Below are 24796 nucleotides of genomic sequence, written 5' to 3'. Positions count from 1 at the left end.
CGCCGCGGGTGGGACATGGGCCCGCTCGCGGGGCGTACCGGGCCAAGATCCCGCTCACACACCTGGAGCGACGTGGAACAGCTGCAGATCACCTCGGCGACGCCGGACTCCGCGCTGCTCGACCTGCCGTGGCGCACCCCCCTGGCCGACTGGCCCGCGGACGTGCTCGCCGCGCTGCCCCGAGGCATCTCGCGGCACGTCGTGCGGTTCGTGCGGCTCGACGGGCGCGTGCTCGCGATCAAGGAGATCAGCGAGTCGGTCGCGTTCCGCGAGTACGAGCTGCTGCGCCAGCTGCGCAAGCTCGAGATCCCGGCCGTCCGCCCGGTGGGCGTCGTCACGGGACGGCGCGACGAGGCCGGCGAGCCGCTCGAGGCCGCGCTCGTCACGGAGCACCTCGCGTTCTCCCTGCCGTACCGGGCCGTGTTCAGCCAGGCCCTGCGCCCCGACACCGCGGCACGCCTCATCGACGCGCTCGCCGTGCTGCTGGTGCGGGTGCACCTGGTCGGCTTCTACTGGGGCGACGTGTCGCTGTCGAACACGCTGTTCCGGCGTGACGCCCACCAGTTCGCCGCCTACCTCGTGGACGCCGAGACCGGCGACCTGCACCGCGAGCTCTCCCGCGGGCAGCGGGAGTACGACGTCGACCTGGCGCGCACCAACATCATCGGCGAGCTGTTCGACCTCGAGGCGGGCGAGCTGCTCGACGAGGAGGTCGACGCCGTCGCGATCGGTGACGCCCTCGTCTCCCGGTACACGGAGCTGTGGGAGGCGCTGACGGGCGTCGAGTCGTTCGGGGCCGACGAACGCTGGCGCGTCGCCGCGCGTATCGAGCAGCTCAACGACCTGGGCTTCGACGTCGGCGAGCTGTCGATCACGACCGACATCGACGGCACCACGGTGCGCATCCAGCCCCAGGTGGTCGACGCCGGGCACCACTCCCGCCGCCTGTTCCGCCTCACCGGGCTCGACGTGCAGGACAACCAGGCCCGCCGCCTCCTCAACGACCTCGACTCCTACGTGGCCGCCACGGACCGCCAGGACGACGACCCGCAGATGGTCGCGCACGACTGGTCGCAGAACGTCTTCCAGCCCACCATCCGCGCCGTCCCGCGGGAGCTGCGCCGCAAGCTCGAGCCGGCGCAGCTGTTCCACGAGATCCTCGACCACCGCTGGTTCATCTCCGAGCGGGCGGGGCGGGACGTCCCCATGCCGGAGGCCACGGCGTCCTACGTGGAGAACGTGCTGCGCCACCGCAGGGACGAGAAGGCGATCCTCGGCCTGCCGCCGGGCGAGCCCGACCGCGAGGGCGACGTGGACATCGTCGACATGGGCGCCGCGCCGGACGCCGCCCCCGAGGACGACCACTTCCACCTGTCCACCTGATCCCGGGCCGCCCTGCGCGGCGTTGCGGATCTCGCCGAGGTAGTGCGAAGCCCGCCGAGGTAGTGGTCTGGACCACTACCTCGGCGGGCTTCGCACTACCTCGCGGGAGGTTGGACTACCTCGCGGCGCAGGACCTACTCGGCGGCGCTGCGGGCCTGGGCGACCTCGTAGAGCGTGATCCCCGCGGCGACGCCGGCGTTCAGCGACTCGACGTCCGACGAGATGGGGATGGACGCGACCGCGTCGCAGGTCTCGCGGACCAGGCGGGACAGGCCGTGCCCCTCCGAGCCCACGACGAGCACCAGCGGGTCGGTCGCGAACGCGAGGTCCCGCACGGTCGTGTCCCCGCCGGCGTCGAGCCCGACGACGAAGGCGCCGGACTTCTTGAGGTCCGTGAGCGTGCGGGACAGGTTGGTCACCTTGGCCACCGGGACGCGGGCCGCGGCCCCGGCGGACACCTTCCACGCCGACGCCGTCACGCCGGCGGACCGGCGCGACGGGACGACGACGCCGTGCGCGCCGAACGCGCCGGCGGACCGCAGCACGGCGCCCAGGTTGCGCGGGTCGGTGACGCCGTCGAGGGCGACGATGAGGGGCGGCTGCCCGGCCGCGGCGGCGGCGTCGAGCAGGTCGTCGATGTCGGCGTACTCGTACGGCGGCACCTGCGCGGCCACGCCCTGGTGCACGGACCCCTCGGTGAGGTGGTCGAGCTCGGTGCGGCTCACCTCGAGCAGCTGCACGGAGCGGGTCGAGGCCAGCTCGAGGATCTCCCGCGTGCGGTCGTCGTGGTCGAGGCGCGCGGCGAGGTGCACCGCCGTGACGGGCACGTCGGTGCGCAGCGCCTCGAGCACGGCGTTGCGGCCCGCGACCACCTCGGCGCCGCCGGTGGGGCGGCGGGTGCCGCGCACGACGCCCTTGCTCGCGCCCTTCTGCGACTGCGCGGTCTGCCGCTTCTCGGCGGCCACCTTGCGCTTGTGCGCGGGGTGGTAGGTGCGGTCCTCGGCCTTCGGCGTCGGGCCCTTGCCCTCGAGCGCCTTGCGGCTGTGCCCGCCGGTGCCGACCTGCGCGCCCTTCTTGCTGCCGGCCTTGCGGACGGCGCCGGGACGTCGGGTGTTGCCTGCCATGGTGTCTCTTCTCAGGTGGTCGAGCGGGTCAGTCGGTCAGCGTCCAGCGGGCGCCGTCCGCGGAGTCCTGCACGACGACGCCGGCCGCCGCGAGGCGGTCGCGGATGGCGTCGCTGGTGGCCCAGTCCTTCGCGGCGCGCGCGGCGACCCGCGCGTCGAGCTCCGCGGCGACGAGCGACTCCAGGGCGGCGCGGGCGGTCGAGTCGTCGGCGCCCGAGGCCCACTGCGGGTCGAGCGGGTCGAGGCCCAGGACGTCGAGCATGCCGCGCAGGGCGACGAGCTCGGCGCGCGCCGCGGCGTCGTCGCGCGACGCCAGGGCGCTGTTGCCGGCGCGCAGGTGCTCGTGCACGACGGCGAGGGCCGCCGGCACGTTGAGGTCGTCGTCCATCGCCTCGACGAAGCCGGCGGGCAGCTCGGCCTTCGCCACCTCGTCGGCGGGCACGGCCCCGACGCGCTCGGAGGCGCGGTCCACGAAGCCGGTCAGCCGCTCCCAGGTGGTGCGGGCCTCGTCGAGGGTGTCGGGCGACCACTCGAGCATCGACCGGTACTGCACCGCCGCGAGGGCGTAGCGGATCACCGGCGCGGGCGCCTGACCGAGCAGCTCGCTCACGAGCAGCCCGTTGCCCAGCGACTTGCTCATCTTGACGCCCTGCTGGGTCACCCACGCGCAGTGCATCCACCGCTGCGCGAAGCCGTACCCGGCCGCGCGCGACTGCGCCTGCTCGTTCTCGTGGTGCGGGAACCGCAGGTCGAGGCCGCCGCCGTGGATGTCGAAGGTGTCGCCCAGGTAGCGGCGCGCCATCGCGGAGCACTCGAGGTGCCAGCCCGGCCGGCCGCGGCCGAACGCCGTCTCCCAGGAGGCCTCCACCGGCTCGCCCGGCTTCGGCGCCTTCCACAGCGCGAAGTCGTGCGGGTCCCGCTTGGCGGACGCCGCAGCGTCGTCGGCGGCCGGCTCGGGGTTGAGGTCCTCGAGGCGCTGCTTGGTCAGCTCGCCGTACGCGGGCCACGACCGCACGTCGAACCAGACGTCGCCGGGGCCGGTGGTGTACGCGTGCCCCCGGTCGACGAGCCGCTGCATGAGCTCGGCCATGTCGGGCACGTGACCGGTGGCCCGCGGCTCGTACGTCGGGGGGATGACGCCCAGCGCGTCGTAGGCGCGCGTGAACATCCGCTCGTGCGTGGCGGCGTGCGCCCACCAGGCCACGCCGGCCGCGGAGGCCTTGGCGAGGATCTTGTCGTCGATGTCGGTGACGTTGCGGATCAGCGTGACCCGCAGGCCCGAGCGCTCCAGCCAGCGGCGCAGCACGTCGAACGCGATGACGGGGCGCAGGTGGCCGATGTGGGGCGGGGCCTGCACGGTGGCGCCGCACAGGTAGATACCGACCTCACCCGGGTTCAGGGGGACGAAGTCGCGCACGTCGCGCGTCGCGGTGTCGTACAGGCGCAGGCTCACCGGTCCAGGGTACCGGCCGGTCCCTCAGCCGAAGGTGTGTCCCTCGCCGCGGTAGGTGGGGACGGACTCGACGATCGTGTCGCCCCGCACCAGGTGGACGACGTCGAACCGCTCCATGAGCTCGCCCGCCTTGGCGTGCCGCATCCACACCCGGTCGCCGACGGCGAGCGGCGCCGCGCCGCGGCCCCGCCGCAGCGGCGTCATGACCTCGCCCGCGCCCTCGGTGCCGGTGAGCGACCAGCCCGGCGTCGCGACCCGCGGGAGCCGCGAGCGCCCCGCGGGACCGGACGCGACGTACCCGCCGCCGAACGCCGTCGCCCAGCCCGGGGCGGGCACCCGTGCGACGTCGATCCCGAAGAACGCGGAGGGCCGGGGGTCGAAGGCGCGGTACCCGTCGAACAGCCCGGGGACGAACAGCCCTGAGCCCGCGGTGACCTCGGTGACGGTGGGCCCGGCCGACGACGTCTCGAGCGAGCCCGTGCCGCCCGAGTTCACCAGCTCCACGTCGCGGCCGACGGCGGCGCCCACGGCCTCGACGACCGCCGTCCTGCGGCCGTACAGCTCGGCCACCGACAGCTTCTTGACCAGGCGGACGGCCGGGTTGGTGTCGGGCAGGCCGGCGACCTGCGCCTCGTAGAACATGAGCCCGCGCAGCCGGGCGCCGGGCAGCGCCTCGACGCGGCGGGCGAGCGCGGCGACGTCGTCCGGGGTGCGCAGGGGCGAGCGCCGCGTCCCGAGGTGCACGTGCAGCGGGCCGGCGTCGAGCCACAGCGACGCGTCCACGTCGAGGCAGACCGCGACGTCGGGCAGGTCGCCCGTCCCGGCCGGGACGGCCGCGGTGCGCAGGGCGGCGTCCAGGAGGGCGAGCTGGGCGACGTCGTCGACCATGAGCGTGACCTCGCGCCGCGCACGGGCGTCGACGGCGAGGCGCGCGAGGGCGTCCCGGTCCACGGTGGGGTACCCGACGAGCACGTCGCGCACGCCCTCCTGCACGAGCCACAGCGCCTCGGCCAGGGAGAACGCCATGACGCCCTGGAAGCCGGCGTCGAGCGCCCGGACCACGAGGGAGCGCACCCGCACGGACTTGCTCGCCACCCGCACGGGGACGCCCCGTGCCCGGCGGCGCAGGTCCGCGGCGTTGGCGTCGAACGCGTCGAGGTCGACGACGGCCAAGGGGGCCGGCAGGTGCGCGGTGGCACGGGCCAGCCGCTCCGTCTGGGACATGACCGCACGGTACACCTGCCGCGACACGGCACGGTCGGCCCCGCCAGGGTGATCCTGGGGGCCGCTCCGGCGGGCGCCCGACGATCCGCCCGCAGAGGGATCCGCCCGGGCGCCCGCGCGTGGCAGAGTGTGCCGCGTGACCTCGAGCACCGTCGCCCGCACACCGGCCTCCGCCACCCCCGACTCCCCCCTGCGCACCTGGGGAGGCACGCACTCGTGGCAGCCCGCGCGCCGCGTCACGCCGCGCGACGAGGGCGAGCTCGGCGCGGTGGTCGCCGCGGCCGCCGCCGAGGGGCTGCGGGTGCGCGCGATGGGCGCGGGCCACTCCTTCACCGCGGCCGCCGTGACCGACGGCGTGCACCTGGGCCTCGACCGTCTCGCCGGGATCGAGGCCGTGGCGCCGCAGCCGGACGGCACGTCGCTGGTCACGGTCCGGGCGGGCACCCGGCTGCACCACCTCAACCGCCTGCTCGCGGCGCTCGGCCTGGCGATGCGCAACCTCGGCGACATCGACCGCCAGTCCGTCGCGGGTGCGATCTCGACCGGCACGCACGGCACCGGCGCGCGGCTGGGCGGCCTCGCGACGCAGGTGCGCGGCGTCCGCGTGGTCACGGGGGACGGGACGGTCCGGTCGGCGTCGGACGCCGCGGCGCCCGGCAGCCCCGAGCGCGAGCTGTTCGAGGTGGCCCGGCTCGGCCTCGGCACCGCGGGCGTCCTGTCGGCCGTGACCCTCGAGGTGGTCCCCGCGTTCTGGCTGCGCGCGCAGGAGGAGCCCTGGCCGCTGGACCGGGTGCTGGAGCAGCTCGACGAGTACGTCGACGGCAACGACCACGCGGAGTTCTACTGGTTCCCGGGCACGCGCCGCGCCCTGACGAAGCGCAACAACCGCGCGACGGCCGACGAGGTCGACGCCTGGGCCGCGGCCCGCGCCGGCCGCCTGGGGGCCGTCCGCACCGCCGGCGCCCGCACCCGCGCCCTGCTCGACGAGGAGGTGCTGTCCAACGGCGCCTTCGAGGTCGTCAACCGGCTCGCGCTCGCCGCCCCGGGCCTCGTCCCCCGGCTCAACGCGGTCAGCGCGCGGGCGCTCGGCGCCAAGACCTACCTGGCGCCGTCGGCCGACGTCTTCGTCACCCGGCGCCGCGTGCGGTTCGTCGAGATGGAGTACGCCCTGCCCCGCGCGGCGCTGCGGGGCGTGCTCGACGAGCTCGACGCCTGGCTGCGCGCGTCCGGGGAGCCCGTCCCCTTCCCCGTGGAGGTGCGCTTCGCCGCGGCGGACGACGTCTGGCTCTCGACGGCGCACGGTCGTGAGACGGCGTACGTCGCCGTCCACCAGTACGCGCCCATGCCGTACCAGCGCTACTTCAGCGCGGCCGAGCAGATCTTCGCCGCCGCGGGCGGGCGGCCGCACTGGGGCAAGCTGCACACCCGCACGGCCGAGCACCTGGCCGACCACTACCCCCTGGCGGACGTCGCCCGCGTGCGCGCCGCCGTCGACCCCGGGGGCGTCTTCCGCAACGACTACACCGACACCGTCCTCGGCCCGGTGGACGAGGCGCGCTGACGGCGCCGGCGCACGTCGCCCCAGGCGTCAGGCCGACGGCCACCACGCCGGCGGGGCGACCTGCTCCCCCGGGAGCCGCACGGTCACGCGCAGCCCGCCGCCCGGCCCGGGGGCGAGCGCCACGGTGCCGCGGTGCGCCTCGGCGATGCTCCGCACGATCGCGAGACCCAGGCCGACGCCCCCGTGCTCCCCGTGCGTGCGCCCGCCGCCGCGCTGGAACGGCTCGACGAGCGTCGGCACGAGGCGCGGGTCGAGCGGGTCACCCGTGTTCTCGACGGTGAGGACGACGTCGTCGCCCCGCACCCCCGTGTCCACCCGCACCGTCCCGCCGTCGGGCAGGTTGTGCACGACCGCGTTGTGCACGAGGTTCGTGGCGAGCTGCAGCAGCAGCGCGTGCGACCCCAGGGTCGGGGCGGCCTCGCCCCCGACCCCCACCTCCACGGAGCGCGCGTCCGCCAGCGGCAGCAGCGTCTCGGCCGCCTCCTCCGCGACCAGCGACAGGTCGACGGGCTCGAGGGCGAACGCCCCGCGGTCGGCCCGGCTGAGCAGGAGCAGGGCCTCGGTGAGGTCGATGGCCCGCGCGTTCACGGCGTGCAGGCGGTCCAGCACCTGGGCGGTGTCGCGCTCCGGGTCCCGGCGGGCCACGTCGAGGATCGCCTGCGTCGTGGCGAGCGGCGTGCGCAGCTCGTGCGAGGCGTTCGCCGCGAAGCGCTGCTGCTCGGCGACCTGCGCCTCCAGCCTCGCCAGCATCGTGTCGAAGGCGTCCGCGAGCTCGCGGAACTCGTCGTGCCGGCCGGGCAGGCGGACCCGGTGGGAGAGGGACCCCGCCGCGGCCCGGCGGGTCGCGTCGGTGAGGCGGCCGAGCGGGGCGAGCATCCGCCCGGCGAGGAACCACCCGCCCACCAGCCCGACCACGAGCAGGAAGACCATCGCCCAGGCCGCCCGCGGGGCGAACGCCCGCTCCAGGTCGGAGCGGTTGGGCACGAACTGCCCGGCCCCGGGACGGGACGGGGCGACGTCGAGGAGGATCGTGTCCGGCACGTAGCGCAGCAGGAAGACCCACACGACGGCGAGGAGCAGCGCGCCGGCCACCACGAGGAACCCCGCGTAGCTGAGCGTGAGCCTCAGCCGGACGCTCGGCCCGGGGCTCCTAGCCATGCCGGGCCTCGTCGCGGCCGGCCTCGCCCCGCGCCTCGTCGTCGGGCGGGGCGATGCGGTAGCCCACCCCGGGCACGGTGGCGATCACCCACGGCTCCCCCAGCCGCTTGCGCAACGCCGAGACGGTGATCCGCACGGCGTTGGTGAACGGGTCGGCGTTCTCGTCCCACGCCCGCTCCAGCAGCTCCTCGGCGCTGACGACCCCGCCCTCGGCCGCGACGAGCACCTCCAGCACCGCGAACTGCTTGCGCGTGAGCGCGACGTAGCGCCCGTCGCGGTAGACCTCGCGCCGGAACGGGTCCACACGCAGCCCGGCCAGCTCGCGCACCGGCGGCCGGCTGTGCGCGCGACGTCGGTCCAGCGCCCGCAGCCGCAGCACGAGCTCGCGCATCGCGAAGGGCTTGGTGAGGTAGTCGTCGGCGCCGAGCTCGAACCCGGTGGCCTTGTCGTCCAGGCGGTCCGCGGCCGTGAGCATGAGGATCGGCAGGCCGCTCCCGGACGCGACGATGCTCGCGGCGATCTCGTCCCCCGACGGGCCGGGGATGTCCCGGTCGAGCACCGCGATGTCGTAGGAGTTGACGCTCAGGAGCTCGAGGGCGGTGTCGCCGTCGGCCGCCACGTCCGCCGCGATCGCCTCCAGCCGCAGCCCGTCGCGGACGGCCTGCGCCAGGTAGGGCTCGTCCTCGACGATCAGCACACGCATGCCCTCGATGCTACGGAGCGGGACATGTCGTCCGCGTATCGAGGAGCGCATACGGCCGGGCAACAGCGGCCCGGCTCGACTGGGGGCATGCTCCACCTCCGACACGACCCCGCCCCGCCCGTCCGGGCCCGCCCGATGCTCGCCGTCGCCCTGGCGGCCGCCGCCGTGGCCGGCCTCGCCGGCTGTCAGGCGACGCCTGACCCACCCACGACGACGTCCGTCGCTCCGGCGAAGGCCCCGACCGACGACGTCGGGGACGGCGCGCGGCAGGGCGAGGCGGCGGGTCAGGTCCCCGACGGCACCACCGTGTTCGACGACGCGCTCCCGGCCCTGGCAAACCTCGACCCCGCGCTGCTCGCGGCCCTGCAGCAGGCCGCGGCCGACGCGGAGGACGACGGCGTCACGTTCTTCGTGAACAGCGGCTGGCGCTCGGCGGGGTATCAGGACCGGCTGCTGCGCGAGGCGGTCGCCCAGTACGGCTCCGCGGCCGAGGCGGCCCGCTGGGTGGCGTCGGCCGACACGTCGTCGCACGTGACCGGCGACGCCGTCGACCTGCAGCAGACGGGCGGCAGCCAGTGGGTGGCGGACCACGGCGCCGCGTACGGGCTGTGCCTCGTCTACGCGAACGAGCCGTGGCACGTCGAGCTGCGTCCGGACGCCGCCGACCGGGGCTGCCCGGAGCTGTACGCCGACCCGTCCCAGGACCCGCGGCTGCACGGCTGAGCGCGCGCCGGCGGGCGGCGGGGCCCGCTCAGCCCGTGGCGACCACCAGCGCGGTGGCGATCGCCGCGACTCCCTCGCCGCGACCGGTCAGACCCAGGCCGTCGGTCGTGGTGGCGCTCAGGGAGACCGGCGCGCCGGCCGCGGCCGTGAGCGCGGCCTCCGCCTCGGCCCGGCGCGGGCCGACCTTCGGCCGGTTGCCGATCACCTGCACGGCCACGTTGCCGATCTCGAAGCCCGCCTCCCGCACCCGGCGCGCGGCCTCGGCCAGCAGCACCGCCCCGGCGGCCCCCGCCCACTCGGGCTCGCTGGTGCCGAAGTGGGTGCCGAGGTCGCCCATGCCGGCGGCGGAGAAGAGGGCGTCCGCGGCGGCGTGCGCCGCGACGTCGGCGTCCGAGTGCCCGGCCAGGGGCCGCTCCCCCGGCCAGCGCAGACCGCCCAGCCACAGCTCGCGGTCGGACCCTTCGGGGGCGTAGGCGTGCACGTCGACGCCGAGCCCGGTGCGGGGCAGCCCCCGGGACGCCTCCGTCACGACGCCTCCCCGAGCAGCAGCGCCGCCACCTGCAGGTCGCGCTCCGTGGTGATCTTCATGGCCGCCTCCTCGCCCGGGACGACGTAGGCGGCCTCGCCGAGCGCCTCGACCAGCCCGGCGTCGTCCGTCGCCGCCCGGCCCTCCGCCCGCGCGCGGGCCGCGCCCTGCGCGTGCGCGCGCTCCAGGAGCGCGCGGTCGAAGCCCTGCGGCGTCTGCACGGCGCGCAGCTCGGCGCGGTCCGGTGTCTCGACGACGCGTTCTACGCCGAGCCCGCCGGCCGCCGGCACGGGCACGACCCGCTTCACCGTGTCGGTGACGGGCAGGCCCGGGACGACGGCCCCGTGGCCGGCACGGACGGCCTCGACCACGCGGCGCACCAGGAGGGGCGGGGCGAGCGGGCGCGCGGCGTCGTGCACGAGCACGACGTCGTCCCCCGGGGCGGCGAGCGCGAGGCCGGCGGCGACGGACGCCTGCCGGGTCGCCCCTCCCTCGACCACACGGACCGGCACGTCCACGTGCGGGTCCTGCGCGACGACGTCGCGCACCGCGACGTCGAGGCCTGCGGGGCAGGTGACCACCAGGGAGTCGACGACGCCCGAGGCGGCGAGACGGCGGGCGGCGTGCACCACGAGGGGGAAGCCCGCCAGGGCGACCAGGGCCTTCGGAAGATCCCGACCGAGGCGGGTGCCCGACCCCGCGGCGGTGAGGATCGCGAGCGTCGTCACGGCGTCACGGTACCGGAACGACGACGGCGACCCGCGGCCGGAGCCGGGGGTCGCCGTCGTGCAGCGCTGGTGACGGGCCTCAGGACGCGAGGACCTCGTCGATGATGGCGCCGGCCTTCTCCTCGTCGACGCCCTCGGCGAGCGCGACCTCGGACTCGAGGATCTGGCGAGCCTTGGCGAGCATGCGCTTCTCGCCCGCCGAGAGACCGCGGTCGGCGTCGCGGCGCGACAGGTCGCGCACGACCTCGCCGACCTTGATCACGTCGCCCGACGCCAGCTTCTCGAGGTTCGCCTTGTACCGGCGCGACCAGTTGGTCGGCTCCTCCGTGTAGGGCGCGCGCAGCACCTCGAAGACGCGGTCCAGCCCCTGCTGGTCGACCACGTCGCGCACGCCCACGAGGTCGACGTTCTCCGCCGGGACCTCGATCGTCAGGTCGCCCTGGGCAACCTTGAGCTTGAGGTACATCTTCTCCTCGCCACGGATCTTGCGCGTCTTGATCTCTTCGATCAGCGCAGCGCCGTGATGCGGGTAGACAACCGTCTCGCCTACTGTGAACGTCATCTGCAGATGTCCCCTTTCCCAGTCGACGATCTTATCACGGGGCGCCTGACACCCGTCTGCGCCAGCGCCTCCGAGACGCCCTGTGACGAACACGTTTCCGCAGGTCAGCGGCCTGGAAGCGCAATCATGGACGCGGCGCGCGCCCGGCATCGTTAGGATGTCCGCGGGCCCCCGCAGGGCCCGCCCTCCCCCGCCTGACATGGGGGAACCCTGATGCCCCGCGCCCGCGCGGCCACCCGCGCCCGCGAGCCGACGCCTTCGAAGGAGAGCTCGTGTCCCGCTCCGCCCGCCCCGCACGCCTCGTCGCCGCCGCCAGCGTCATGGCGGGCGCCCTGCTGCTGGCCGCCTGCTCCCCCACGATCACGACCAAGCCCTACGCCCCGTCCGACGGCGTGCGCGTGAACCTCACCGACCAGGTGCGCGGCATCAACCTCATGGTCGTCTCCGAGGGCGAGGGCGAGCCCGGCGCCCTGCTCGGCGCGCTGGCGAACGGCTCGGCCGAGGACGTGGACTTCGTGCTCGACACCGAGGGCACCCAGCCGATCTCCCTCACGGTGCCCGCCGGGCAGACCGTCTACCTGAGCGCGGACCAGGCGGGCGACCAGGCCGTGGACGTCCAGCTCGACACCGTGGCCACCCACCCGGGCGGCGACCTGGACGCCACCCTCTCCGGCGCCGGCGCCGACGAGGACTTCTTCCTGCCGGTCATGGACGGCACCCTCCCCGAGTACGCGGCCTGGGTGCCGAGCACCTCGGGCGTCTGACCTGACGACAGGAGGGGCGGGTCGCAGCACGTGCTGCGGCCCGCCCCTTCGTCGTTGCCGGCGACCTCGCACCCCTCCCGGCGCAGGGGACGACTCAGGGGACGACTCAGGGGCGGCGGTCGCGTCAGCGGGGGCCCGCCCCGTGCAGGAACTGGTCCACGGCGGCCTCGACGAGGTCGTCGCGCTGCCCCGGGTCGACGACGCCCCCGTTGACGAGCGCGGCGATCCCCTGGAGCGTGGCGAGCAGGACCGTCGAGGTCCGGTCGAGGTCGTCCCCGGCGAGCACCCCCTCGTCCCGCCCCTGGGCGACGAGCGCGTGCAGCAGCCCGAACGGCTCCGCCGCCGCGGCGAGGATCCGGTCCGCGCCGGGGCGGTGCTTCCCCGCGTACATCACCTCGAGCAGCGACGTGTTGTCGGTGGCGAACCGGGCGTAGGCCGCGGCACCCGCGCGCAGCCGCGGCTCGAACCGGTCGCCCGCGCCGTCCAGGGCGTCGCGCAGGGCGCCCTCGAGACGACCGAACCCGGACTCCGCGAGCGCGTCGAGGAGCGCCTGCCGGTCGGCGAAGTGCCGCCGGGGCGCCCCGTGGCTCACCCCGACCTCGCGGGCCAGGTCGCGCAACGAGAGCCGGTCGGGACCGTCGTCCCGGAGCCGGCGCTCGGCGGCGTCCAGCAGGGCCGTGCGGAGGCTGCCGTGATGGTAGGGGCGGTCGGCGGCGGGTTCGGGCACGGCCCGAGCCTAGCCCGACCATGTTGCCGTTGACCACATCTGTAGTCACTGACTACTTTGTAGTCCATGACTACTTTGACCCTCGCCCAGATCCCGCCCCAGACCGGCCGGACCGTCGTCGTCACCGGCGCCAGCAGCGGCATCGGCCGCGTCACCGCCCAGGTGCTCGCCGCACGCGGTGCGCGCGTCGTGCTCGCCGTCCGCGACGTCGACAGGGGCCGCGCGGCGGCCGCCACGATGACCGGCGACGTCGTCGTCCGCCCGCTCGACCTCGCCGACCTCTCCTCCGTCCGCGCGTTCGCCGCCGACCTCGACGGCCCCGTCGACGTGCTCGTCAACAACGCCGGGGTGATGGTGCCGCCGTTCTCCCGGACGGTCGACGGCTTCGAGCTCCAGCTCGGCACCAACCACCTGGGGCACTTCGCGCTCACGAACCTGCTGCTGCCCCGGGTGCGGCAGCGCGTCGTCACCGTCTCCTCGAACGCGCACCGGTTCGGCGCGATCGACTTCACCGACCTCAACTGGGAGCGCCGGCGGTACCGCCCGATGGCGGCCTACGGGCAGTCGAAGCTCGCCAACCTGCTGTTCACGTCGGAGCTCCAGCGCCGCCTCGAGGCCGCCGCGTCGCCCGTGATCGCCGTCGCCGCCCACCCCGGCATGGCCGCCACGCACCTGCTGACCGAGCGCCGCGGCCTGCGGAACCTGCTGTACCGGGTGTCCGTCCCGGTCGCGCAGAGCGCCGAGGACGGCGCCCTGCCGACCCTCCTCGCGACGGTCGGGGACGTGCCGGGCGACAGCTACGCCGGGCCGGGCGGGTTCCTCGAGGGCCGCGGGGCCCCGACGCTCGTGGGGCGCTCCGCGCGGGCGCGGGACGCCGCCGTCGCGCGCCGCCTGTGGGACGTCTCGGAGACGCTCACGGACGTGCGGTTCCCGGCGGACCTCGCCGGGGCACGGTGAGCGGGCCGGGTCACCCGAAGCGGCCGGAGACGTAGTCCTCGGTGGCCTGCTCGGCGGGCGTGGAGAAGATCGTGGACGTCTCGTTCATCTCGATGAGGCGGCCCGGCTTGCCCGTGCCGGCGATGTTGAAGAACGCCGTCCGGTCGCTGACGCGCGCCGCCTGCTGCATGTTGTGGGTGACGATGACGATCGTGTAGTCCTGCTTCAGCTCGCCGATGAGGTCCTCGATCGCGAGGGTCGAGATCGGGTCGAGGGCCGAGCAGGGCTCGTCCATGAGCAGCACCTGCGGCTTCACCGCGATCGCCCGCGCGATGCACAGGCGCTGCTGCTGACCACCGGACAGGCCGGACCCGGGCCGGTCGAGGCGGTCCTTGACCTCGTTCCACAGGTTCGCGCCGCGCAGCGAGCCCTCGACGAGCTCCTCGGCGTCGGACTTGCTGATGCGCCGGTTGTTCAGCCGCACGCCCGCGAGCACGTTGTCGCGGATCGACATCGTCGGGAACGGGTTGGGGCGCTGGAAGACCATGCCCACGTTGCGGCGCACCGCCACGGGGTCGATGTCGTCGCCGTACAGGTCGACGCCCTCCATCTCCACGGTGCCCTCCACGCGGGCGCCCGGGATCACCTCGTGCATCCGGTTGAGCGTGCGCAGGAACGTCGACTTGCCGCACCCGGAGGGTCCGATGAACGCCGTCACCGACTTCGGGTCGATCGTCATCGACACGTCCTGCACGGCGAGGAAGTCGCCGTAGTAGATGTTGAGGTCCTTCACGTCGATGCGCTGAGCCATCGTTGTTTCCTTCGTTCGAGCTGCGGGGGTGCAGAGGCGGGTCTGCGCGTCAGCGCAGCTTCGGGGCGAACCAGCGGTTCACGAGGCGGCCGAGGAGGTTGAGCACCAGGACGATGACGATCAGCACCAGGGCGGCGCCCCAGGCGTTCTGGATCGCGATGTCGGCGACGCACGAGGCGGTCGACGCACCGTCGGCGCAGGTGGCCAGGCCCTGGCTGTACTGGCGGTAGGCGAACACCGGCAGCGTCATCATCCGGCCCTCGAACGGGTCGAAGTTGATCGAGTCGGTGACGCCGACGGTGACGAGCAGCGGCGCCGTCTCGCCGATGACGCGGGCCACGGCGAGCAGGATGCCCGTGGTGAGGCCCGCCACCGAGGTGCGCAGCACGACCTTGACGATGGTGAGCCACTTCGGCACCCCCAGCGCGTACGACGCCTCGCGCAGCTCGTTCGGGACGAGCTTGAGCATCTCCTCGCAGGATCGCACGACGACGGGGATCATGAGCACCGAGAGCGCGACCGCGCCGACGATCCCCATGCGCACGCCCGGCCCGAAGAACAGCGTGAAGAGCGAGACGGCGAACAACCCGGCCACGATCGACGGGATGCCCGTCATGACGTCGACGAAGAACGTCACCGCACGGGCCAGCGCGCCGCGGCCGTACTCGACGAGGTAGATCGCGGTCAGCAGGCCGATCGGCACGGAGATCACGGTGGCGAGCCCCGTGATGATCAGGGTGCCCATGATGGCGTGGTAGATGCCGCCGCTGGGGTCGCCGCCGAAGATGTTGCGCATCGACAGGGACAGGAAGTCCATGCTGATGCGGCCCAGCCCGTTGTCGACCACGGTCCACACGAGCGAGACCAGCGGGATCATGGCGACCCCGAAGGCCGCCCAGATGAGCACCGTCATGATGCGGTCGGTGCGGCGGCGGCCCCGGTCGGCGGTGCGCAGCAGGGCGCGCACCTGCCCGCTCGCCTCCGGCGTGGACGTGGTTCCGGTCGTGGCGGTCATCAGTTGGCCCCCGAGAATTCCTTGCGCCGCGCGACGATCGCGCGAGCGCCCATGTTGACGGCCAGCGTGATCACGAAGAGCACCAGGCCCGTGGCGATCAGGGTGTTGACGGCGAGCCCGCTCGCCTCCGGGAAGTCGGCGGCGATGTACGCGGCGATGGTCTGCTGCTGCGCGCTCTCCAGGATGCGGAACGAGTACAGGAAGCCGGGCGACAGGATCATCAGCACGGCCATCGTCTCGCCGAGCGCGCGGCCGAGGCCCAGCATCGCTGCCGAGATGACACCCGAGCGGCCGAAGGGCAGGACCGCGGTCCGCACGAGCTCCCAGCGCGTCGCGCCGAGGGCGAGCGCCGCCTCCTCGTGCAGCTTCGGCGTCTGGAGGAAGACCTCGCGCGAGACGGCGGTGATGATCGGCAGGATCATCACGGCGAGCACCAGCGCCACCGTCGCGAGGACGCGACCGGTCGGCGACACGGCGCCCGCGAACAGCGGGAACCAGCCCAGGTACTCGTTCAGCCAGCTCCACACGGGCACCACGAGCGGGCTCAGCACGTAGATGCCCCACAGGCCGTAGATGACCGAGGGCACCGCGGCCAGCAGGTCGACCAGGTAGCCCAGCAGCTGGGAGAGCCGACGCGGCGCGTAGTGCGAGATGAACAGCGCGATGCCCATGGCCAGCGGGGTCGCGATGAGCAGCGCGAGTGCGGCCGCGAGCAGCGTGCCGAAGACGAGCGGCCCGACGTACTCGAGGAACGAGGTGTCCTCGGGGTAACGGGGCACGGAGGAGGCGAGCTCGGCGTCGCTCGCGGTGAGCGCCGGCCAGGCCTGCCAGAGCAGGAACAGCGCGACGGCGGCCAGGACCGCGAGGATCAGGGCGCCCGCGCCCACCGAGATCCAGCGGAAGGCCCGGTTGAACCCCCGGTCCGTGGTGCGACGGCGGCGCCGCGCGCTCCTCGCGGGCGCCGGTCTGGCGGTCGTGGTCACTCGTGCTCCTTGCTCGTGGTCGTGATCGTGGTCACGCGTGTCGTCCGTCCCTCGTGGGACGGGCCGAGCCGGCGGCCGGGGCCCGCCCTCGAGGGGCGGACCCGACCACCGGCGTCGGTGTCGGTCCGTTCGTCAGCCGGCCGTGATCGCCTCGATGCCCGGCAGGACGGCGTCGCGGATGTCGGCGGAGAGCGGCGCGGAGCCGGCGGTGTCCGCCGCGGCCTGCTGGCCCTCCTCGCTGATCAGGTAGGACATGAAGCCCTTGACGAGCTCGGCCTGGGCCTCGTCGCCGTACGTGCCGCAGGCGAGGGAGTAGGAGACGAGGACGATCGGGTAGGTGCCCGGGATGTCGCGCTGCAGGTCGATCGCGTAGACGTACTCGTCGGTGCCCTCGACGCGCGGGGACTGCGCCACGACCTCGGCGGCCGCCTCGGCGCTGTACGGCACGAACTCGTCGCCGACGCCCACGGCGACGGTCCCGAGACCGCTCACCTGCGAGGCGTCCGCGTAGGTGATGGTGCCCTCGCCGGCCTGCGCGGCGGAGATGACGCCGGAGGTGCCCTGGGCGGACTCCTGGCCCTTGATCGGCCAGATGCCCTCGGGCTCGTGGTCCCAGGCGTCCGGCGCCGCGGCGGCGAGGTAGGCCTGGAAGTTCTCGGTGGTGCCCGAGTCCTCCGAGCGGTGCACGACGGTGATGTCCGTGGCGGGCAGCTCGGCGTCGGGGTTGTCGGCGACGATGGCCTCGTCGTCCCACGTCGTGATCTCGCCGGAGAAGATCCCGGCGATGACCTCGGGCTTGAGGTTCAGGGAGTCGATGCCCGGCAGGTTGAAGGCCACCGCGATCGGGCTGATGTAGCCGGGGAACTCGATGACGCCGCCCTCGCCGCACTGGGCGGCGGCAGCCTCGAGCTCCTCGTCCTCCAGCGCGGCGTCCGAGCCGGCGAAGGCGAACGACCCGTCGGCGAAGCCGGTGCGGCCACCGCCCGAGCCCACGGGGTCGTAGTTGACGGTGGCGTCCGGGTTGGCCTGCTGGAAGCCGGCGCGCCATGCCTCCATGGCGGACTCCTGCGAGGAGGCGCCGCCGCCGCTGAGCTCGCCCGAGAGGGACGAGCCGCCGTCCTGCGAACCACCGGTGGACTCCGCGCCCGGCGCGGCCGGGTCCGAGCCGCACGCGGCGAGGGTCAGGGCCAGCGCGCCGACCGCCACGGCGGATCCAGCACGGGAGAATCGGCTGAGCTTCACGTCTCGTTCCATCCTGTTCACACGGAGGGACACCGGCGAAGTACCGGCGTTCGTCGGGAACGCTAGGCACGCAAGGTGGCTCGGGACCCAGGAGCAGGTGAACGAGGGGTGAACAGTGCAGGGCCGCTCGTCACCGGGGCCGAGGTGGTCCGAAGATCGCCGAGGTAGTTCGAGGGGGCGGCCCGCAGAATGGCGGGCCGCCCCCTCGAACTACCTCGGCGATCTTCGGACTACCCCAGCGGTCTAGGCGGGCTCGTCCGCCAGCTTGTACCCCAGGCCGCGGACGGTGAGCAGGAGCTGCGGGGAGCCGGGGTCGGCCTCGATCTTCGACCGGATGCGCTTCACGTGAACGTCGAGCGTCTTGGTGTCGCCGACGTAGTCCGCTCCCCAGACCCGGTCGATGAGCTGCCCGCGGGTGAGCACGCGGCCGGCGTTGCGCAGCAGCAGCTCCAGCAGGTCGAACTCCTTGAGCGGCAGCGAGACCGTGTCACCGCCCACGGTCACGGTGTGACGCTCCACGTCCATGCGCACGGGCCCGACCTCGAGCACGGGCTCGCCGTCGTCGTCGTGCCCGTTCGACGACACCTCCGACGCCACCGGGCTGCGCCGGCGCATCACCGCGCGCATGCGCGCCAGCAGCTCGCGGAACGAGTACGGCTTGGTGACGTAGTCGTCGGCGCCGAGCTCGAGCCCCACGACCTTGTCGATCTCCGAGTCCTTCGCCGTGAGCATGATGACCGGCACGTCGCCGCGCTGACGCAGCTCCCGGCACACCTCCGTGCCGGACAGCCCGGGCAGCATGAGGTCGAGCAGCACCAGGTCGGCGCCGCCGTCGTCGTAGGCGGCCAGCGCGTCGACCCCGTTCGAGGCCTCCACGACCTCGAAGCCCTCGCGGGTGAGCTGATACGTCAGGGGGTCCCGGTAGGACTCCTCGTCCTCGACCACCAGGATGCGCGTCACGCACCTACCTCCTCGTCCGTCGTGCCATGGGTGTGCTGCTTGGTCTGCTGCTGGGTGTGCTGATGGTGGTGCTGCGGGGCGTCCTCCGGGGCCTCCCGCGGCAGCTCCTGCGGTACGTCGGCCGCCGGGATGCGCAGGGTGAACGTCGACCCCTTGCCGGGCTCGGACCAGATCTGCACGTCGCCGCCGTGGTCGGCCGCCACGTGCTTGACGATGCTCAGGCCGAGCCCCGTGCCGCCCGTGTCGCGGGAGCGCGCCGGGTCGACGCGGTAGAAGCGCTCGAAGACGCGGTCCTGCTCGTCGGCGGCGATGCCCACGCCCTGGTCGACCACGTCGATCTCGACCAGCCCCCGGCGCACGCGCACCCCGACGCCCACCCGGGTGTGCTCCGGGGAGTACGCGACGGCGTTGTCGAGCAGGTTGCGCACCGCGGTGACGAGCAGGTTGTGGTCGCCGAACACGAGGACGTCGGTCGACCCGCCCACCGTGATGGCGATGTTCTTGGCCTGCGCCGTGGTCCGCGCGCGGTCCACCGCCTCGGCGACGACGTCGCGCACCGGGATGGTCGTGACCTCCTGCAGCGCGCCCGCCACCTGCAGCCGGGACAGCTCGATGATCTCGTGCACCAGGGCGGACAGGCGCTGCGCCTCTGCCTGCATCCGCTGGGTGAACCGCCGCACCGCGACGGGGTCGTCCGCGGCGTCCTGCACCGTCTCCGCCAGCAGGGCGAGCGCCCCGACCGGCGTCTTGAGCTCGTGCGAGACGTTGACGACGAAGTCGCGACGGATGGCCTCCACCCGCCGGGCCTCCGTGCGGTCCTCGGCCAGGACGAGCAGCTTGTCCGGCCCGACCGGTGCCACCCGGACCTGCAGCAGCACCGTGCCGGACCCGATCGGCCCGCGCGGCAGCTCCAGCTCCTTCTCGCGGATGACCCCGTCGCGCCGGACCTCGCGCACCAGGTCGACGATCGCGGGATGCTGCAGCGCGTCGTTGCGCACCACCCCCAGCGCGTAGGCCGGCGGCGACGCCCGCACGACGTCGTCCTCCTCGTCCAGGACGACCGCGGCGGACCGCAGCACCGCGAGCACGCGGACGAGGCCCTCGTCCAGCTCGGCGGGGGCTGCCTCGGGCGACCGGCGCTGGACACGCTCGGAGAAGCGGAAGGCGACGGTCGCGACCACGCCCACCACGACGCCGAAGATGCCCGCGACGATCGCGGTCACGCCCTGGATGATTCCGTCCACGGGGCCAGCGTAGGTCGCGACGCCCCGGGAATCCGTCGCGGAGCGGAACTGCTCAGCGAGCCGTCGCCCACTGTTCACCTGCGACCCGCCCGGAGTTCACCTGGGCGCCCCCGGACCGTCCACGTGCCGTGTCAGGCTGGCAGCAGACCACATTTGACCCGAGAGGACAGCGATGCGAGAGATCTTCGAGGCCGAGCTGCGCCAGGTCGGTGACGACCTCATCGAGATGAGCCGGCTCGTCGAGTCCGCCATCCGACGTGCGGGCGACGCCCTGCTCGAGGCCGACCACCAGCTGGCGCAGGAGGTGATCGCCTCCGACCACGCGATCGACCGGCTCGAGAGCGAGCTCGACGAGCGCTGCGTGCACCTGCTCGCGCAGCAGGCCCCCGTCGCCACCGACCTGCGGGTCGTCATCTCGGCGCTGCGCATCAGCGCCTCGCTCGAGCGCATGGGCGACCTCGCCCGGCACGTCGCCGAGATCGCCCGTGGCCGGTACCCGGCGGAGGCCGTCCCCGCGCCGGCGCGCGAGACGTTCGTCAAGATGCACGGCGCGGCGGTGCACGTCGCCCAGCGCACGACGGCGCTCCTCGCCACGCGCGACGTCGCCCTCGCCGCCGAGGTGCAGCAGGACGACGACCTCCTCGACGCCCTGCACCAGGACACGTTCGCCGCGACGCTCGACCCCGAGTGGCCCGGCACGACCCAGCAGACCGTCGACGTCACGCTGCTCGGCCGCTACTACGAGCGGTTCGGCGACCACGGCGTCTCCGTCGCCCGCCGCATCACCTTCCTCGTCACCGGCAACTTCGACGACGAGCACGCGCGCACCGACGCCTGACCCGCCGCGACGACCGCGCCCGCGGGAACGACGAACCCCCGGCCCCTTGCGGGACCGGGGGTTCGTCGTCGTCAGCGGACGGGCGTCACTTGCCCTGGTTCGCGACCGCGGCGATGGCGTCCTTCGCGGCCTCGGGGTCGAGGTACGTGCCGCCCGGGTTGGTGGGCTTCAGCGTCTCCTCGTCGAGCTCGTACACCAGCGGGATGCCGGTCGGGATGTTCAGCCCGGCGATGGTCTGGTCGTCGACGCCGTCGAGGTGCTTGACGATGGCGCGCAGCGAGTTGCCGTGGGCCGCGACGAGGACGGTCTTGCCGGCCTGGAGGTCCGGCACGATCTCGCCGTCCCAGTACGGCAGGGCCCGGTCGAGCACCTGCTTGAGGGCCTCGGCGCGCGGGATCGGCTCGCCGGCGTAACGCACGTCGGAGTCCTGCGAGAACTCCGAGCCCAGCTCGATCTCGGGCGGCGGCACGTCGTACGAGCGGCGCCAGAGCATGAACTGCTCCTCGCCGTACTGGTCGCGCACCTGCTTCTTGTCCTTGCCCTGCAGGTCGCCGTAGTGGCGCTCGTTGAGACGCCAGTTGCGCTTGACCGGGATCCAGTGGCGGTCGGCGGCGTCGAGCGCCAGGTTCGCCGTGTTGATGGCGCGGCGCAGCAGCGACGTGTGCACGACGTCGGGGGTGACGCCGGACTCCTTGAGCAGCTCGCCGCCGCGCTTCGCCTCCGCGGTGCCCTTCTCCGAGAGCGGCACGTCCACCCAGCCGGTGAAGAGGTTCTTCGCGTTCCACTCGCTCTCGCCATGGCGGAGCAGCACGAGGGTGTAGGTCATGGGTCCATCCTGCCTTCTCCCCCGCGGGGGCCGCACCGCGGGCCGGATCCCGGACTCGCACCGTCCGGATCTGGAGGCCGGATCTGGAGGCCGGATCTGGAGGCCGGACCGTGAGGCCGGACCGTGAGGCCGGACCGTGAGGCCGGTCAGGAGTCCGCGCGCTCCAGCACGAAGACGGGGATCTCGCGGTCCGTCTTGCGCTGGTAGTCGGCGTAGTCCGGGTACGCGGCCACGGACCGCTCCCACCACAGCGCCTTCTCGTCCCCGGTGACCTCGCGCGCGACGTACTCGTGCTTCTCGGGGCCGTCCTGCAGCTCCACGCGCGGGTTCGCCAGCACGTTGTAGTACCAGACCGGGTGCTTCGGGGCACCGCCCAGCGACGCGACGACCGCGTACGCGCCGTCGTGCTCCACGCGCATCAGCGGCGTCTTGCGCAGCTTGCCGCTCCTGGCCCCCACCGTGGTGAGGATGACGACGGGCATGCCGCGCATCGTGGTGCCCTTCGTCCCGCCCGAGCTCTCGTACTGCTCGACCTGCTTCGCGGCGTGGGCGGACGGGCTGGGGACGTACTCTCCGGTGATCGGCATGCCACGTGCAATCCCTCGCCCGGGCGATCCATTCCCGGCCCCCGCGGGTCGCCGGACCATCTCGTGGGGCCCGAACTACCTCGCCGAGTCTCGAACTACCTCGCGGGGTTTCGCACTACCTCGGCGGGTGCTGAACTACCTCGCCGGGTGCTGAACTACCTCGCGGGGTCTCGCACTACCTCGGCGAGCGGGCGCGGTGCACCTTCGCCGCCTGGGCGTACACGTCGAGCATGGCGGCGGCGGCGCGGTCCCAGCTGAACCGCTCGCTGGCGCGACGCGCCCCGGCGGCCAGGCGGGCGCGGCGGTCGTCGTCGGCGAGCAGGTCGCCGAGCTCGCGCGCCCAGGTCCACGGGCTGTGGTCGGGCACGAGGACGCCGGAGGTGCCGTCCACGACGACGGTCTGCAGGCCGCCCACCGCGGCGGCGACCACCGGCGTGCCCGCGGCCTGCGCCTCGGCGGCCACCAGCCCGAACGACTCGTTGTGCGACGGCACCGCCACGACGTCCGCCGCACGCAGGTAGTCGACCAGCTCCTCGCGGGGCACCGGCGGGCGCACGTCCAGGTGGTCGGTGACGCCCACCTGGTGGGCCAGCGCCTCGAGCTCGCGCACCGCGGTCGCCCGACCGCTCGCCCCGCCCAGGACGACGAGCGTCGGCACGCGCGACCCGCCGCCGTCGCACCACGCCTCGGGCTCGCCGGCGGCGGCGGAGCTGGCGTGGTCGGCCAGCACGCCGAGGGCGCGGACCAGGACGTCCGGGCCCTTGAGGAGCTGGACGCGCCCGGCGAACAGCACGATCTTCCGGTCGGTGGGCAGGCCGAGCCGCTCGCGCAGGGCGCGCCGGGCGGCGTCGGTGTCCTGCCCGGGAGCGGGCTCGAGCGGGCGGAAGACGTCGAGGTCGACGCCGGGCGCGACGACGTGCACCCGGTCCGGGTCGGCCCGGTACTCCTGCTCGAGGTCGCGGGCCTCCTCGCGGGTCGAGGCGACGAGCCCGTCGGAGGCCTCGACCACCTGCTCCTCCCCCACGACCCGGCCCACGGGCTCCGGCGTGTCCCCGGGGGCGAGCGCCGCGTTCTTCACCCGCGCCATCGTGTGCATGGTGTGCACGAGCGGGACGTCCCACCGCTCGGCGGCCAGCCACCCGACCTGCCCCGACAGCCAGTAGTGGCTGTGCACGACGTCGTACCAGTGCGGCGGGCGGTGCGCCTCCGCGCGCAGCACCCCGGCGGTGAACGCGCAGAGCTGCCCCGGCAGGTCGTTCTTGTCCAGGCCCTCGTACGGGCCGGCGGACACGTGCACCACGCGGATCCCCGGCTCGACGTCGACGCATCGCGGCTGCGCGGACGCCGTCGCCCGCGTGAAGATCTCGACCTCCGCGCCCCGGCGGGCCAGCGCGCGGGCCAGCTCCATGACGTAGACGTTCATGCCGCCCGCGTCACCGGTCCCGGGCTGGTCGAGGGGCGACGTGTGCACCGACAGCATCGCCACCCGCGGCCCGGGGCGTGCGCCGTCGCCGGAGGTGGTCATCAGGACTCCAGCACGCAGGCGGGAGGCGTCGGCAGCGCGTGGCGCGCGACCACCTCGCCCGCGCCCGTCGCCGGGTCGAGGCGCACCGTCGCGAGCTCGCTGCGGCCCTGCAGCGCGACGACGACGCGCTCGGCGTCGTCGGCTCCGCCCGTCAGCACGGCGTGGTGGCGCGGCCAGGCCCCGTCGCCGAGCGGGACGTCGCCGAGGTGCTCCAGGACCGGCGCCGCGCCGTCGGACCCCACCGCGAGCACCGCGAGCACGTCGGCGCCCCGGAGCCCGACGTGCAGGCGTGCGCCGTCAGCGCTCAGCGTGACGTGCGCCGGGAAGTCACGACCCGCCTGCGCCGACGGGGAGACGGGCACCGCCGCCGCCGGCGCCCAGCCCGCGCCGTCCCGCACCAGCACGTGCGCCCGGGCGTCGAGCTCACCGACCACGACGAGCGACCCGTCCGGGAGCGCGACGAGGTGGCGGGGGCCGGTCCCGGGCGGCAGGACGGCGGCCACGTCGGCCGCGGCACCGGGCTCGGCGCCCGCCGCGGGGTACCGCCGGACGACGTCGGCGCCGAGGTCGCAGACCAGCACGTCGTCGCCGACCTGGGCCAGGAAGTGGGCGTGCGGGCCGGCCTGCCGCTCGACGACGGGACCGCTCCCCACGCCCGGGTGCGCGACCACGCCCTCGGCGACGAGGTCACCGGTCGCCGGGTCGACGTCGACGCAGGCGGCGACGCCGTCGCCGTAGTTGGCGAGCCACACGGTGTCCTCGAGGGCCAGCACGTGGCACGGGTCGTCACCCCCGGACGCGAGCGAGCCGGACGGCGCGAGCCGCACGTCGCCCGGGCCCGCGGCGGCGCCGTCGCGCGGTGCCTCCACCCGGAACGCGGTGACGGTGCCGGCGGGCGTCTCCCCCACGGCGTAGAGCGTGCTCCCGCTCGGGTGCAGCGCCAGGAACGAGGGCGACGTCGCGGCCACGGCCGGCACCGCCGACTCCACCGCGCCGTCCGGCCCCAGGGCGACCCGCCAGATGCTCTCGCCGCTGCCCGGCGCGCCGCCGGGCTGCGGGTAGGTGCCGACCCAGAGCTGCGTCCGCGTGTCCCGTTCCGTCATGGACTCAGCCTATGACCGCGCCCGGCGCGGCCCGGAACGCGCACGACCCCCGACCGGAGTCCGGTCGGGGGTCGTGCAGGAGGCTCACGC

25 protein-coding genes are annotated in these 24796 nt (G+C 74.4%); 6 read left to right on the top strand and 19 right to left on the bottom strand.

Annotated elements, in window-relative coordinates; genetic code table 11:
- The first annotated feature begins 15 nt into the window (after positions 1-15).
- On the top strand, positions 16-1383 hold the full coding sequence (locus tag ACH436_RS07055; RefSeq protein ID WP_430559483.1) for a DUF4032 domain-containing protein: 1368 nt from the start codon (positions 16-18) through the stop codon (positions 1381-1383).
- Positions 1384-1517: 134 nt separating this feature from the next.
- Here the strand turns inward: ACH436_RS07055 and rlmB are convergent, their stop codons facing one another.
- From rlmB to ACH436_RS07040, 3 genes are read right to left on the bottom strand one after another with little or no spacing between them, the layout of a single operon-like run.
- A complete protein-coding gene (gene rlmB / locus ACH436_RS07050) occupies positions 1518-2507 on the bottom strand; it encodes a 23S rRNA (guanosine(2251)-2'-O)-methyltransferase RlmB (RefSeq protein WP_430559482.1) in 990 nt (329 codons plus the stop codon).
- Between the two features lie 28 nt (positions 2508-2535).
- On the bottom strand, positions 2536-3960 hold the full coding sequence (cysS, locus tag ACH436_RS07045) for a cysteine--tRNA ligase (RefSeq protein ID WP_430559481.1): 1425 nt from the start codon (positions 3958-3960) through the stop codon (positions 2536-2538).
- A gap of 24 nt (positions 3961-3984) precedes the next feature.
- The gene (locus ACH436_RS07040) at positions 3985-5184 is read right to left on the bottom strand and encodes an alanine racemase (RefSeq protein ID WP_430559480.1); all 1200 of its coding nucleotides are present in this window, start codon (positions 5182-5184) and stop codon (positions 3985-3987) included.
- 136 nt (positions 5185-5320) lie between these two features.
- Between ACH436_RS07040 and ACH436_RS07035 the strand changes: the two genes are divergently transcribed.
- Positions 5321-6745: a D-arabinono-1,4-lactone oxidase gene (locus tag ACH436_RS07035; RefSeq protein WP_430559479.1), complete on the top strand. Its 1425-nt coding sequence runs from the start codon at positions 5321-5323 to the stop codon at positions 6743-6745.
- 27 nt (positions 6746-6772) lie between these two features.
- On the opposite strand, the gene ACH436_RS07030 is transcribed toward ACH436_RS07035, so the two are convergent.
- Positions 6773-7903 carry a sensor histidine kinase gene (locus ACH436_RS07030; protein WP_430559478.1) on the bottom strand — a complete coding sequence of 377 codons (1131 nt, stop codon included), beginning with the start codon at positions 7901-7903 and terminating at the stop codon, positions 6773-6775.
- A complete protein-coding gene (locus tag ACH436_RS07025) occupies positions 7896-8606 on the bottom strand; it encodes a response regulator transcription factor (RefSeq protein WP_430559477.1) in 711 nt (236 codons plus the stop codon). Before ACH436_RS07025 ends, ACH436_RS07030 begins: the two co-directional genes overlap by 8 nt.
- Positions 8607-8693: 87 nt before the next feature.
- On the opposite strand from ACH436_RS07025, the gene ACH436_RS07020 reads away from it, so the two are divergent.
- Positions 8694-9329, top strand: coding sequence for a D-alanyl-D-alanine carboxypeptidase family protein (locus ACH436_RS07020; RefSeq protein ID WP_430559476.1), 636 nt, complete (start codon positions 8694-8696; stop codon positions 9327-9329).
- Positions 9330-9357: 28 nt separating this feature from the next.
- Here the strand turns inward: ACH436_RS07020 and ispF are convergent, their stop codons facing one another.
- From ispF to ACH436_RS07005, 3 genes are all read right to left on the bottom strand, one after another.
- Complete coding sequence (ispF, locus tag ACH436_RS07015) at positions 9358-9858, bottom strand: 2-C-methyl-D-erythritol 2,4-cyclodiphosphate synthase (RefSeq protein ID WP_430559475.1); 501 nt, start codon at positions 9856-9858, stop codon at positions 9358-9360.
- Positions 9855-10583: a 2-C-methyl-D-erythritol 4-phosphate cytidylyltransferase gene (gene ispD, locus ACH436_RS07010; RefSeq protein WP_430559474.1), complete on the bottom strand. Its 729-nt coding sequence runs from the start codon at positions 10581-10583 to the stop codon at positions 9855-9857. Before ispD ends, ispF begins: the two co-directional genes overlap by 4 nt.
- Before the next feature lie 79 nt (positions 10584-10662).
- Positions 10663-11145, bottom strand: a complete 483-nt coding sequence (locus ACH436_RS07005; protein WP_079570762.1) for a CarD family transcriptional regulator — start codon at positions 11143-11145, stop codon at positions 10663-10665.
- 272 nt (positions 11146-11417) lie between these two features.
- Between ACH436_RS07005 and ACH436_RS07000 the strand changes: the two genes are divergently transcribed.
- Positions 11418-11909, top strand: coding sequence for a hypothetical protein (locus ACH436_RS07000; RefSeq protein ID WP_430559473.1), 492 nt, complete (start codon positions 11418-11420; stop codon positions 11907-11909).
- Positions 11910-12033: 124 nt separating this feature from the next.
- Here ACH436_RS07000 and ACH436_RS06995 read toward each other — a convergent pair whose 3' ends face one another.
- Positions 12034-12636 (bottom strand): TetR/AcrR family transcriptional regulator, encoded by a 603-nt coding sequence (locus tag ACH436_RS06995; protein WP_430559472.1) that lies wholly within the window; start codon positions 12634-12636, stop codon positions 12034-12036.
- A gap of 66 nt (positions 12637-12702) precedes the next feature.
- Between ACH436_RS06995 and ACH436_RS06990 the strand changes: the two genes are divergently transcribed.
- A complete protein-coding gene (locus ACH436_RS06990; RefSeq protein WP_430559471.1) occupies positions 12703-13593 on the top strand; it encodes an oxidoreductase in 891 nt (296 codons plus the stop codon).
- Between the two features lie 10 nt (positions 13594-13603).
- On the opposite strand, the gene pstB is transcribed toward ACH436_RS06990, so the two are convergent.
- The 6 genes from pstB to ACH436_RS06960 all read right to left on the bottom strand — a co-directional run bounded on the left by pstB (position 13604) and on the right by ACH436_RS06960 (position 19827).
- Positions 13604-14383, bottom strand: a complete 780-nt coding sequence (pstB, locus tag ACH436_RS06985) for a phosphate ABC transporter ATP-binding protein PstB (RefSeq protein WP_430559470.1) — start codon at positions 14381-14383, stop codon at positions 13604-13606.
- A 49-nt stretch (positions 14384-14432) separates the two neighbouring features.
- Positions 14433-15398 carry a phosphate ABC transporter permease PstA gene (gene pstA / locus ACH436_RS06980; RefSeq protein ID WP_430559469.1) on the bottom strand — a complete coding sequence of 322 codons (966 nt, stop codon included), beginning with the start codon at positions 15396-15398 and terminating at the stop codon, positions 14433-14435.
- The gene (pstC, locus tag ACH436_RS06975; protein ID WP_430559468.1) at positions 15398-16381 is read right to left on the bottom strand and encodes a phosphate ABC transporter permease subunit PstC; all 984 of its coding nucleotides are present in this window, start codon (positions 16379-16381) and stop codon (positions 15398-15400) included. Before pstC ends, pstA begins: the two co-directional genes overlap by 1 nt.
- A 132-nt stretch (positions 16382-16513) precedes the next feature.
- Positions 16514-17623, bottom strand: coding sequence for a phosphate ABC transporter substrate-binding protein PstS (locus ACH436_RS06970; RefSeq protein ID WP_430559467.1), 1110 nt, complete (start codon positions 17621-17623; stop codon positions 16514-16516).
- A 243-nt stretch (positions 17624-17866) separates the two neighbouring features.
- Positions 17867-18583: a response regulator transcription factor gene (locus ACH436_RS06965; protein WP_430559466.1), complete on the bottom strand. Its 717-nt coding sequence runs from the start codon at positions 18581-18583 to the stop codon at positions 17867-17869.
- The gene (locus ACH436_RS06960; RefSeq protein WP_430559465.1) at positions 18580-19827 is read right to left on the bottom strand and encodes a sensor histidine kinase; all 1248 of its coding nucleotides are present in this window, start codon (positions 19825-19827) and stop codon (positions 18580-18582) included. The genes ACH436_RS06965 and ACH436_RS06960 overlap by 4 nt, the downstream gene beginning before the upstream one ends.
- Positions 19828-19999: 172 nt before the next feature.
- Between ACH436_RS06960 and phoU the strand changes: the two genes are divergently transcribed.
- Entirely contained in the window at positions 20000-20665 is a 666-nt protein-coding gene (gene phoU, locus ACH436_RS06955; protein WP_430559464.1) for a phosphate signaling complex protein PhoU, read from the top strand.
- Between the two features lie 85 nt (positions 20666-20750).
- On the opposite strand, the gene ACH436_RS06950 is transcribed toward phoU, so the two are convergent.
- The 4 genes from ACH436_RS06950 to ACH436_RS06935 form a co-directional block, all read right to left on the bottom strand.
- Positions 20751-21491, bottom strand: coding sequence for a phosphoglyceromutase (locus ACH436_RS06950; protein ID WP_429766794.1), 741 nt, complete (start codon positions 21489-21491; stop codon positions 20751-20753).
- 146 nt (positions 21492-21637) lie between these two features.
- On the bottom strand, positions 21638-22078 hold the full coding sequence (locus ACH436_RS06945; RefSeq protein ID WP_430559463.1) for a nitroreductase family deazaflavin-dependent oxidoreductase: 441 nt from the start codon (positions 22076-22078) through the stop codon (positions 21638-21640).
- Between the two features lie 175 nt (positions 22079-22253).
- Positions 22254-23603 (bottom strand): D-inositol-3-phosphate glycosyltransferase, encoded by a 1350-nt coding sequence (gene mshA / locus ACH436_RS06940; RefSeq protein WP_430559462.1) that lies wholly within the window; start codon positions 23601-23603, stop codon positions 22254-22256.
- Positions 23603-24706 (bottom strand): lactonase family protein, encoded by a 1104-nt coding sequence (locus ACH436_RS06935; RefSeq protein ID WP_430559461.1) that lies wholly within the window; start codon positions 24704-24706, stop codon positions 23603-23605. The genes mshA and ACH436_RS06935 overlap by 1 nt, the downstream gene beginning before the upstream one ends.
- Between the last annotated feature and the right edge of the window lie 90 nt (positions 24707-24796).

The organism is Isoptericola sp. NPDC019693 (genome assembly GCF_044389085.1).
Taxonomy (GTDB): Bacteria; Actinomycetota; Actinomycetes; order Actinomycetales; family Cellulomonadaceae; genus Isoptericola.
Note: the sequence above shows the minus strand (reverse complement) of the source record. Positions and strands in the feature narration are given on the sequence as shown.